The 11015-nt window shown below is 71.6% G+C and carries 8 protein-coding genes and 2 pseudogenes; 8 read left to right on the forward strand and 2 right to left on the reverse strand.

Going from position 1 to position 11015, the window contains the following annotated elements:
• Positions 1-465, forward strand: a 465-nt coding sequence (locus tag NCC78_RS20300) for a class I SAM-dependent methyltransferase (RefSeq protein ID WP_250796296.1), incomplete at its 5' end; no start/stop codon positions are given.
• 102 nt (positions 466-567) lie between these two features.
• Here the strand turns inward: NCC78_RS20300 and NCC78_RS20305 are convergent.
• Entirely contained in the window at positions 568-1824 is a 1257-nt protein-coding gene (locus NCC78_RS20305; RefSeq protein ID WP_250796297.1) for an SGNH/GDSL hydrolase family protein, read from the reverse strand.
• Between the two features lie 327 nt (positions 1825-2151).
• Between NCC78_RS20305 and NCC78_RS20310 the strand changes: the two genes are divergently transcribed.
• From NCC78_RS20310 to NCC78_RS20320, 5 genes and pseudogenes are all read left to right on the forward strand, one after another.
• Positions 2152-4251, forward strand: a complete 2100-nt coding sequence (locus NCC78_RS20310; RefSeq protein ID WP_250796298.1) for a DNA gyrase/topoisomerase IV subunit B — start codon at positions 2152-2154, stop codon at positions 4249-4251.
• Positions 4252-4286: 35 nt separating this feature from the next.
• Positions 4287-4547 (forward strand): annotated as a pseudogene (locus NCC78_RS32235) (DNA gyrase subunit A); the annotation flags it as partial.
• Positions 4521-5348 (forward strand): annotated as a pseudogene (locus tag NCC78_RS32240) (LAGLIDADG family homing endonuclease); the annotation flags it as partial. The pseudogenes NCC78_RS32235 and NCC78_RS32240, both read left to right, overlap by 27 nt.
• Positions 5349-5591: 243 nt before the next feature.
• Positions 5592-8078 (forward strand): DNA topoisomerase (ATP-hydrolyzing), encoded by a 2487-nt coding sequence (locus NCC78_RS20315; RefSeq protein ID WP_308220926.1) that lies wholly within the window; start codon positions 5592-5594, stop codon positions 8076-8078.
• Between the two features lie 216 nt (positions 8079-8294).
• Positions 8295-8813 (forward strand): TrmH family RNA methyltransferase, encoded by a 519-nt coding sequence (locus tag NCC78_RS20320; RefSeq protein ID WP_250796300.1) that lies wholly within the window; start codon positions 8295-8297, stop codon positions 8811-8813.
• Positions 8814-8908: 95 nt separating this feature from the next.
• Here NCC78_RS20320 and NCC78_RS20325 read toward each other — a convergent pair whose 3' ends face one another.
• Positions 8909-9544 carry an alpha-ketoglutarate-dependent dioxygenase AlkB gene (locus NCC78_RS20325; RefSeq protein WP_250796301.1) on the reverse strand — a complete coding sequence of 212 codons (636 nt, stop codon included), beginning with the start codon at positions 9542-9544 and terminating at the stop codon, positions 8909-8911.
• 46 nt (positions 9545-9590) lie between these two features.
• On the opposite strand from NCC78_RS20325, the gene NCC78_RS20330 reads away from it, so the two are divergent.
• Both NCC78_RS20330 and NCC78_RS20335 read left to right on the forward strand, forming a co-directional pair.
• Entirely contained in the window at positions 9591-9887 is a 297-nt protein-coding gene (locus NCC78_RS20330) for a hypothetical protein (protein WP_250796302.1), read from the forward strand.
• The coding region (locus tag NCC78_RS20335) for an acyltransferase family protein (RefSeq protein ID WP_250796303.1) at positions 9884-11015 on the forward strand (1132 nt) is incomplete at its 3' end. The genes NCC78_RS20330 and NCC78_RS20335, both read left to right, overlap by 4 nt.

Here is an 11015-nt window from a genome sequence, read left to right on the forward strand (position 1 = left end):
GTCGCGCGCGTGCTCGCGGTCGAACCCGAGCCCCGGCTGCGCGCGGCGGCGCGGGAGGCCGCGGCCGGGGCCCCGGTGCCGGTGGAGGTCGTCAACGGGCTCGCCGAGGCGCTGCCGGCACCCGACGGGGACGCCGACGCGGTGGTGCTCTCCCTGGTGCTCTGCTCGGTCGCCGACCAGGCCGCCGCGCTGGGCGAGGCCCGTCGGGTGCTGCGGCCGGGCGGCCAGCTGCGCTTCTTCGAGCACGTACGCGCGGCGACCCCCGGCCTGCGCCGGGCCCAGCGGCTGGTCGACGCGACCCTCTGGCCCCTGCTCTGCGGCGGCTGCCACACCGGGCGGGACACCGTCGCCGCCATCCGCGCCGCCGGCTTCACGGTCACCGACCTGGCCGGCTTCCGCTTCCCCGACACCAGCGTTTCGCTCCCCGCCACCCCGCACGTCCTCGGCGCCGCAACCCGCCCCTGAACCCCGCCCCCGCGAGCCCGGAAGCTGTCGGGGCTGTCAGAGATCGACAAGCCGCGACAGTGCCTGACTCGACGTGGGCGGGGGAGCGGGAGAGGCGGGGGGTCAGGAGGTGGTGATGGAGCCGTCGGGGGCGCGGGTGCAGGTCACCGCCCGGGCGGCGGTGGTGGCGGCGCCGGTGAGGCACTGACCGAGCACCTGGTGGCCGGCGGCGTTCGGGTGCCAGGACTCCTGGCAGGTCTGGAAGTAGGTCACGCAGGTGTTCGCGATCCGCTGGACGGCGATCTTGTCGTAGCCGGAGAGGTCGGTGACGAAGACACCGTTCGGGTTGTCCTGGAGGCGGATCGGGGTGGCCAGCGTCCCGGTGGGGCTGGTCGCCGACTCGCAGAGCCGGGCCCCGTCGAAGGCCCGCTGCACGTTGAGGTGGACCAGGTCCGCGCCGGGGAACTCGGCGGCCAGGGTGTCCCGGGTGGACCTGACCAGCGTGCCCAGGCCCTGCGAGAAGCGGTGCCCCGGCAGCAGGCTGGCCCGGTGGATCGGGCAGCCGCCGGCGTACCGCTCGGCGCCCAGCGCCCGGAACTTGTCCCGGGTGTCGTCCCGGCTGTCCTCGGTGTGGAACTTCGGGTCGAGGTCGAACGGCAGCGGGTTGGTGTAGTCCTGGAACACGACCCGGTGCTGGCCGTCCGCGTCGATCTGGCCCAGGGTGGTGAGGATCTGGCGTACGGCCGTGGTGGTCTCCGCGGTCGCGGCGCTGAACTGCGCGGCGGTGGCCAGGTCGGCGTCGGTGCAGGGCTCCTGCGGCACCGGCCCGTTCAGGTAGGCCCAGAACTCCCACCAGCCCGTCCAGGCGTCGGCGATGAACCGGTTGGCGCACTTCTCCGCGACGTTGCCGAAGGTGAACGAGCTGTTGTTCGAGCCGAGCCCGATCAGCACCAGGTCGATGTCGTGGCTCTGCCCGACCGCGCGGAGCTGGTCGAGCTGCGCGGCGACCTGACGGCCCTTGGTCCGCGCCGACGAGGCGGCGGCGATGTCGTGGGGCTGGCCGCCGGAGCAGGCCAGGTTGAACCGGTCCTGGATGCCCGGCAGGCTGGCCCGGTGCAGTGAGGCGTTCGCCGAGCGGTGGCAGAAGAACGCGTTGCTGTTGGGCGCCGTCCAGCCGGGGAAGCCCTGCGCAACCCCGTTGACGTCGGTGACCGGGGTGTACGCCCCGGCGCCCTCGCCGCTGATGAAGCTGTCCCCGAGCGCCACGGCGGCGGTCGGCAGCGCCGCCGCGGCCGGGGCGGGCAGGCCGACGGCGGTCGAGAGCGTGGCGGTGGCGACGGTGAGCGCCGCCGCGAGAGCGGTACGACGGAACCTCGACATGGTCCCCCCATCTGTCCATCGAAATATGAAAGATCCTCCGAGACCGCGATCAGATCACCCTCCGACGACGAACGTCAATGGCCCGTAACAGCATCGTTCGATGGATGACACACCGGCCCGGCGCGCCGCCCCGTGCGCGCCGCGTCCGGTCGCCCGGCCGGACGGTACGGTCCGGTGGATCATGTCGGGGTGGGGCCGGCGCCGGAACCTGTCTGGTTACTCACGATCGGGGACCCCCGCTCGCGGCGGGTCGCGCGGGTGTTCACGGGGTTGTCGGGGCGTCCGGCTAGGCTCGCTCCGGCGCGCCGCACCGGCCGATGTCCGTCGGTGAGCGGCACCACACCGCCCGAGACCTGGGAGTACGACCAGTTGACCGCAGAGCCTGACACCCTGTACGGGGCCGACGACCTCACGCACCTCGAGGGGCTGGACGCCGTCCGCAAGCGGCCCGGCATGTACATCGGCTCCACCGACAGCCGTGGCGTGGGTCACCTCGTCAACGAGATCCTCGACAACTCCACCGACGAGGGTGTCGCCGGTCACGCGACGAAGGTCGAGGTGACGCTGCACGCCGACGGCTCGGTCCAGGTCGACGACGACGGCCGCGGCATCCCCACCGACGTGCACGCCAAGTCCGGCATCTCCGGCGTCGAGCTGGTGCTCACCCGGCTGCACGCCGGCGGCAAGTTCGGCGGCTCGGGTTACAAGACCTCCGGCGGCCTGCACGGCGTGGGCGCCTCGGCGGTCAACGCGCTGTCCCGCCGGTTCGACGTGACCGTCCGGCGCGCCGGCAAGGTGCACGCGATGTCGTTCCGGCACGGCGTGCCGGGGATCTTCGACGGCGACGGCCCGGAGGCCCGCTTCACCGCCGGACCGAGTCTTCAGATCGTCGGCGCGATGAAGCGCGGCCAGCGCACCGGCACCTCGATCCGCTACTGGCACGACATCCGCTACTTCGAGACGGGCGCGACGCTGGACGCCGACGCCGTCCGGATGAAGCTGCGCAACACCGCCTTCCTGGTGCCCGGCGTGAGCTACCTGCTGCGCGACCACACCGGCGAGGAGCCGACCGAGGAGCGTTTCCACTACCCCAACGGCCTGACCGACATGGTGGAGTTCCTCGCCCCGGCCGGTGACCGGCCAGTCTCCGGCATGCTGCTGGTCAACGGCGAGGGCACCTACCGGGAGAACGCCGCCGACGCCAACGGCGTCATGCAGTCCAACGTGCAGCGCCGCGCCGAGGTCGAGGTGGCCTTCCGCTGGGGCACCGGCTACGAGCGCACCGTGGAGTGCTTCACCAACACGATCCGCAACGCGCACGGCGGCACCCACCGCAAGGGCTTCGAGCGGGCCCTGACGCGTACCCTCGCCGACGCGGTGCGCAACACCCGCGGCCTGCTCAAGGCCAAGGAGGACCCGCCCACCCTGGACGACGTCCTGGAGGGCATGACCGCCGTGGTGCACGTGCGGATCCCGGAGCCGCAGTTCACCTCGCAGACCAAGGACGAGCTCTCCACCGCCGGCATCACCAAGGTGATCCAGGCGTTGGTCGAGCAGCACCTGAAGGCGTGGCTCGACGACCGTCGCACCAAGGCGGAAGCCCGGACGGTGCTCCAGAAGATCGTCGACGCGGCCCGGGTGCGGCTGACCCAGAAGCAGCAGAAGGACGCCGCGCGCCGCAAGACCGCCCTGGAGGGCGCGTCGATGCCGGCGAAGCTGGTCGACTGCCGCGCCGCAGGCATCGACAGAAGTGAATTGTTTATCGTGGAAGGCGACAGCGCCCTCGGGACAGGTCGTCTCGCCCGGTCCTCCGAGTACCAGGCGCTGCTGCCGATCCGGGGCAAGATCCTCAACGTGCAGAAGGCCAACCTCCAGCAGGTGCTGGACAACGCCGAGTGCGCCGCGATCGTGCAGGTGCTCGGCGCCGGGTCGGGGCGCACGTTCGACCTCTCCGCCCTGCGCTACGGCCGCGTGCTGATCATGGCCGACGCCGACGTGGACGGCGCGCACATCCGGACGTTGCTGATCACGCTCTTCGCCCGCTACATGCGCCCGCTGATCGAGGCCGGCCGGCTCTACGCCGCCATGCCACCCCTGCACAAGATCACCACCAGGGGGCGCAACCCGCAGACGATCTACACCTACACCCAGGCCGAGATGGAGGCGACGGTCCGCAAGCTGGAGAAGGCCGGCAAGCAGATCGTCACCCCGATCCCGCGGTTCAAGGGCCTCGGCGAGATGGACGCCGACGAGTTGTGGGAGACAACGATGAACCCGGCCACCCGGGCGGTCCGCCGGATCACCATCGACGACGTCGACGCCGCCGAGCGGATCCTCGAACTGCTGATGGGGGAAAAGGTCGAGCCCCGCCGCAACTGGCTGATCGACTCCGCCGACCGGGTCGACCGCGAGGCGATCGACGCATGACCCCGCTCACCGCGTACGCGGAAGGAAGCTGAACGATGGCACGCCGCAAGGACGACCGCGCCAAGGTGGACCTGTCCGCCTTCGACCAGGCCGGCGCGCGGGTCTTCGACAACCCGCTGGTCACCGAGGTCTCCGACTCCTACCTGGAGTACGCCTTCTCGGTCATCCACTCCCGGGCCCTGCCCGACGCCCGCGACGGCCTCAAGCCCGTGCACCGGCGCATCCTTTGGTCGATGTACGAGCAGGGCTACCGCCCCGACCGCGCGCATGTGAAGTCCGCCCGCATCGTCGGTGACTGCTTCGTAGCGGGAACCCTCGTGTCGACGCCGAGCGGCCTACGCCCGATCGAGGATGTCGAGATCGGCGACCGGGTGCTGGACGGGGACGGTGTTCCCGTGCCGGTGACCGCGGTGTACCGGAACCTGGAGTCCGAGCTCGTCCAGATCACCTGGAGCAATGGTCACAGGATGGTGGTGACGCCCGGGCAGCGGTTCCGCGTCGTGGGTGAGGACTTCTCCGTTCGGTGGGTCGAGGCCCGCGATCTGTCGGGGCACCTGACCATCGCGTACGGGAACCGTCGTCGCGAGGCTCTCGCGAGCGGCGACGATGTCTACGGCTATGTGCGCGGGCTCGTGGTGGCTGAAGGCTTCGCCGTGGACCGGTCCCGCGAGGCAGACGGCCGGGTACGCCTGCACATGTGCGACGTCGAGCCTCTCGACGTCGCCCACGGCTGGGCCATCGGGAGCGGATTGAACGTCTCCAGAGGCAAACGTGAGGCGACGAAGCCCCATCATCGCGACCAGCACATACTCACCTTCAGCCGACACGATGGGCTGCTGGAGGCCGGCCTGCCGCGCAGCCACGACAAGCGGGTGCCGAGCGACATCCTCGAGGATCGTTCCGCCTGGGCGCCCTTCCTTGCCGGCTTCTTCGACGGCGACGGATACATCCGTAAGAGGTTCCGAGAGATCGTCTTCGTGAGTACCAGCGAGGTGCTGGTGCGACAGGTCTACTCCATGCTGGCCGACCTAGGTGTGCATGGGCATCACTGGAACAGCACCGGGAGGTCTGGTCACCGCACGCTCCTCGGTCTGTCAGTCACCGGCCGCGACGCCGCCGTTCTCGCCGGGATGCTCCTGCCCTGGGTGCGCATCGGCTACAAGAGCGACGGCCTTCAGCGAGTTTCCGAGATCGGCTACCAGTACGGCGGCAAGCAGGGCAACGACCGTTTGCCGTGCCGCGCCGTGATGCAGGAGTTCACGGCCGCTCACCAGGGCGGCGGATGGTTCCGGGACCAGGATGGCAATGCCTTCCGGGAGTCGCTGTCAGGTGCCGGAACGATGGTCCGTTACGGCAGGGACCGTAACGGTGTGCCTTTGGCCGAGCGGTCGTTTCCCCTCTGGCGCGCCGAGCGTGACGGCTGGATTCGCAAGCTTCGTCGCATAGGTTCCCCGTTGGCTGGTCGCCTCGAAGCACTTGCCGGCCGTTCCTTCTTGCGAGTCGTCGCGGTCGAGGCCGTAGCGCCGGCCGTCACGTACGACATCCAGGTCGGCTCCGAGGAGCACGCCTTCGTTGCCGAAGGCTTTGTCGTCCACAACTGCATGGGCAAGTACCACCCGCACGGCGACACCGCGATCTACGACGCGATGGTCCGGCTGGCCCAGGACTTCTCGCTCAACGTCCCACTGATCGACGGCCATGGTAACTTCGGGTCCCCGGACGATGGACCGGCGGCGGCGAGATACACGGAAGCGCGGATGTCCCGCGAGGCCATGCTGCTCGTCGGCGAGCTGGGCGAGGACACCGTCGACGTCGAGCCCAACTACGACGGCTCGCTGACCCAGCCGACCGTGCTGCCCGCGGCCTTCCCCAACCTGCTGGTCAACGGCGCGTCCGGGATCGCGGTGGGCATGGCGACCAACATGATCCCGCACAACCTGGGCGAGGTCGTCCAGGCGGCTCGCTGGCTGATCAACCACCCGGAGGCCACGCTCGACAGGCTGATGGAGTTCGTCCCCGGCCCGGACCTGCCCACCGGCGGTCTGCTGCTCGGCCTCGACGAGGTGCGTCGGGCGTACGAGACCGGGCGGGGCGTGGTCCGGATGCGCGGCAAGGTGGAGATCGGCCCGGTGCAGGGCAGCCGCGGCCGGCAGGCGATCACCGTGGTCGAGCTGCCCTACGGCGTGGGCGCCGAGAAGGTCATCGCGGCGATCACCAACGAGGTCAACAAGACCAAGCGGCTGACCGGCATCGCGGACGTCAAGGATCTCACCGACCGGGAGAGCGGCACCCGCCTGGTCATCGAGTGCAAGGTGGGGGTCAACCCGCAGGCGCTGCTGGCCGACCTCTACCGGCTCACCCCGCTGGAGCAGTCGTTCGGCGTGAACAACCTGGTGCTCGTCGACGGCCAGCCGCAGACGCTCGGGTTGAAGACGCTGCTGGAGGTCTTCCTGGCCCACCGCTACGAGGTGGTGACCCGCCGCACCGTGTACCGGCGCCGTAAGCGCGAGGAGCGGCTGCACCTGGTTGACGGCCTGCTGATCGCCCTGCTCGACATCGACAAGGTGGTCAAGCTGATCCGGGCCAGCGACGACGCCCAGGCCGCCAAGGACGGCCTGATGCGCCAGTTCGGCCTGTCCGACATCCAGGCCACCTACATCCTGGACACCCCGCTGCGCCGGCTGACGAAGTACGACCGGATCGAGCTGGAGGCCGAGCAGGAGAAGCTCCGCAGGGAGATCGCCGAGCTCTCCACCATCCTCGACGACGAGAAGGTGCTCAAGAAGGTCGTCTCCGACGAGCTGGCGTCGGTGGTCAAGCAGTTCGGCACCCCGCGCCGCACCACGCTCGTCGACGGCGACCTCAAGGAGGTGCTGGCCGCGTCCGCGCCGGCCGGCCCGCTGGAGGTCGCCGACGACCCGTGTCAGGTGATTCTCTCCGCCACCGGGCTGGTCGCCCGGACCGCGGCCGAGTCGGAGGAGGCCTCCGAGGGGCGCCGACGGCACGGCCGGGTCAAGCACGACGCCGTACGCGCGGTCGTCCACTCCACCGCCCGGGGCCGGGTGCTCCTGGTGACCAGCGCCGGTCGGGCCTTCAAGGTCGACGTGCTGCCGTTGCCGGTGCTGCCCGAGCAGGCCGGCACGGTGTCGCTGCGTGGCGGGATGTCCGCCGCCGAGTTGGTGCCGCTTGAGCCGGGGGAGACGGTGATCGGCCTGGCGCCGCTCGGGCCGACGGCCGAGGGCTCCCCGGGGCTGGCGCTGGGCACCCGGCAGGGCGTGGTCAAGGTCTGCGCGCCGGAGTGGCCTGTCCGCTCGGACGAGTTCGAGGTGATCAGCCTGCGCGACGGCGACCAGGTGGTCGGGGCGACCTGGCTCGCCGACGGGACCGAGGCGCTCACCTTCATCACCTCTGAGGCGTCGCTGCTGCGCTTCCCCGCCGGCCTGGTCCGCCCGCAGGGCGTCAAGGGTGGCGGCATGGCCGGCATCAGTGTGCCCGAGCAGGCCCGGGTGGTCTTCTTCGGCGCGGTCCGCATCGACGACCCGGGGCACGGCGAGCCGATGGTGGTCACCTCCACCGGCGCCACCGTCAAGGTGACGCCGTTCAAGGCGTACCCGGCGAAGGGGCGGGCGACCGGCGGGGTGCGCGCCCAGCGCTTCCTCAAGGGTGAGACCGACGTGGCGGTCGCCTGGGTCGGGCCGCGACCGGTGGCCGCCACCGCGACCGGCGACCCGGTGGAGCTGCCGGCGGAGGACCCGCGCCGCGACGGCTCCGGCTTCGCCGTCATGCTCGGCCCCACCGTCCTCGGCCACCAGGTCGAACGCGACTGACCGCCCCCGGAGTGTCGTTGATCATGAGGTTGACGGGTCGGATCCCATCTCGCCCCGCTAACCTCATGATCAACGCTTCCGGTTGAGGCCGGGCACGGTCGTCGGTGGCGCAACCGGTCTATAGTGGTGGCGGTCTGTCGCCGTCGATGGCTTGTGTGCGCCGCTAAGCACACCTTTGATGCTTGATCTGCACCACGGCGGAGTCGCCGCAGCGGCGTGAGCGCCGCCATCCGGGTCCGGCCGCGCCGCGAGCTACGCGCCACCCGCCGTCCCCGCCCACACCGCTGCTGGGGCCACCTCGTCGCCGCCCCGCTCTGGCCGATGCACGGAGCCAACCTGGGCACGCTGCTGCGCACCTGCGACGCCGTCGGCGCCTGCCTCGCCGTGCCGCCGTTCCGCTGGGTCGACGACGCGGTGGCCCGGGGCAACACCCTGCGCCGGCCGGGTTGCGTGCACCGGGTCGGCAGCCCGCTGCGCTGGCTGGCCGCCGAACGGGCCGCCGGCAGCCGGATCCTCGGGGTGGAGCTGGCTGACGAGGCGATCCGCCTCGGCGACCTGACCGCCGCGGGCGGTCGCACCATCGTCGTGCTGGGGCACGAGGCCAGCGGCATCCCACCGGAGGCGCTGGACGCCCTGGACGCGGCGGTGGAGATCCCCATGGTCGGCGGCGGGCTCAGCCTGAACGTCGCGGTCGCCGGCTCACTGGTGCTCTACAAACTCGCCGGCCTGCTCTGAACGGCCGCCGGCCATCCGCCCGGTGACGCCGCACGCCTTCGGGAACGGTTCGCGATCTCGCGTCGGCCGTGCCGGCGCGGCTCGGCGTCGGCCGGTCAGGCAACGCCGGCGGGGCGGAACTGGACGCTGACCCGGGGGCCGACCGGCCGGGCGCTCTTCGGGATGGCGTGCTCCCAGGTGCGCTGGCAGGAGCCGCCCATCACGATCAGGTCGCCGTGCCCGAGCGGGAAACGCAGGCTGGCACCGCCCCCGCGCGGGCGAAGCAGCAGCGGCCGGGGCGAGCCGAAGGAGACGATGGCGACCATGGTGTCGGTGTGTGCCGAGCGGCCCAGGGTGTCGCCGTGCCAGGCCACGCTGTCGCGGCCGGTGCGGTAGAGGCACATGCCGGCGGTGACGAACGGCTCGCCCAGTTCCGGGGCGTAGTGCCGGGTCAGCGCCTCGCGCGCGTCGGTGAGCACCGGGTGGGGCAGTTCCCGGCCACCGGCGTACCAGCAGAGCAGGCGAGGCACGTCCACCTCGGCGTCGTACATGGTGCGGCGCTCGGCCCGCCAGGGCACGTCCCGCAGCAGCGTGTCGAGCACCTGGTCGGAGCCGCGCACCCAGCCGGGCAGGTGGTCGACCCAGGCACCCCGGCTGAGCCGGTGCCGGCGCAACTCGCCAGCCAGCGGCCCGAGCGACGGCGCCGCGTCGGTGAGGTCGAGCATCGACGGCTGGTAGGCGGCCTGCGACATGCGACCCACCCTAGCAGCCTCTTCGTACAGGCGTACGACGGTCGGGGTGGCTGGTCGGACGGCGGCGAGCACCCGGGTCGGCGACCCGGGCGCGACCACGTCGACCACTGGCGACGGTGTGGTCCCGCACGTCGGCGGGCTGCTCCGGGCCTTCCGGACGCCCCGCTTCGCGTCCACCGTCGGTCGAGCCGTCCCGGGCCCGGCCGGGTGCGAGCCGGTAGGGTGCCCCGGGTGCGGCCGCACCCGGGCCGCCGTGGACGCCGCCGCCGCGCCGTCCGCCGCCGTGTGCGAGGAGGAGACGTACGTGCTGGTGAACCTGCGAATCGTCGGGGCCCCGGCATGACGAGCACCACCACCGCCGCGCCGGACGTCCGACCGGTGCCCGCGCCCGCCGCCGGCCGGCTGCCCTCGTTGACGGGGCTGCGCTGGATCGCCGCGCTGCTGGTCTTCGGATTCCACGCCGGCACCATGAGGATCGTCGCCGAGCCGGACGCCAAGGCGGTCGTCGACCGGCTGTTCACCCTCGGCCTGTCGGGGGTGCAGTTCTTCTTCATCCTCAGTGGATTCGTCCTGGTCTGGTCCGCCCGGCCGGGCGAGGCCAGGCGCACCTTCCTGCGTCGCCGGCTCGCCAAGATCTACCCGAACCATCTGCTGATGTTCGTGGTGGTGCTGCTGGTCGGCTACCTGCTCGCCGACCCGGTCAACCCGCGGGCGACGCTGGAGAACCTCCTGCTGATCCAGGCCTGGGATCCCACCCCGGGCCACTTCTACAGCGTCAACACGGTGAGCTGGTCGCTCTCCTGCGAGCTGTTCTTCTACCTCTGCCTGCCCTTCGCCCTTCCGACGATCCGCCGGATGAGACCCGCCGTGCTCTGGGCGGTGGTGGCCGCGGTGCCGCTGCTCATCGTCGCGCTCTGGCCGGCCCAGGCCCTGGTGCCGGAGGAGAGCCGGTGGTGGTTCACCCAGATCTTCCCGCCGGTGCGGTCGCTGGAGTTCTGGATGGGTGTCGCCGCGGCCGAGTTGATGCGCCGCGGCCGCTGGCGGGGACCGGGGCTCACCACGGCCAGCGCCGTCTTCCTGGTGACCTGGGCCGTCGCCTACGAGTGGATCCCGGCGGAACTCTGGGCCGGGGTGCTGTCGGTGGCGTACATCCTGGTCATCACGGCGGCGGCGGACGCGGACGTGCGCGGGCTGGCGACACCCTGGCGCAGCCGCCCGATGGTCTGGCTCGGCGAGGTGTCGTTCGCCTTCTACCTGGTGCACGTCTTCGTGATGGTCACCGTGCTCCGGCTGACCGGCCATCACGGGGTGGGGCTGCGCGGCTGGTGGGGACCGGCGGCGGTGCTGGGCTTCCTCGTGGTCAACCTCGTGCTGGCCGGGTTGCTGCACCGCTGGGTGGAGATGCCGATGATGCGCCGGCTCGGGCCGCCCCGCCGGGCCGCCGCCCCACGCCCCCCGCGCCCGTCCGACG

Origin of the sequence: Micromonospora phytophila (genome assembly GCF_023656545.1) — a bacterium.
Lineage (GTDB): Bacteria > Actinomycetota > Actinomycetes > Mycobacteriales > Micromonosporaceae > Micromonospora > Micromonospora phytophila.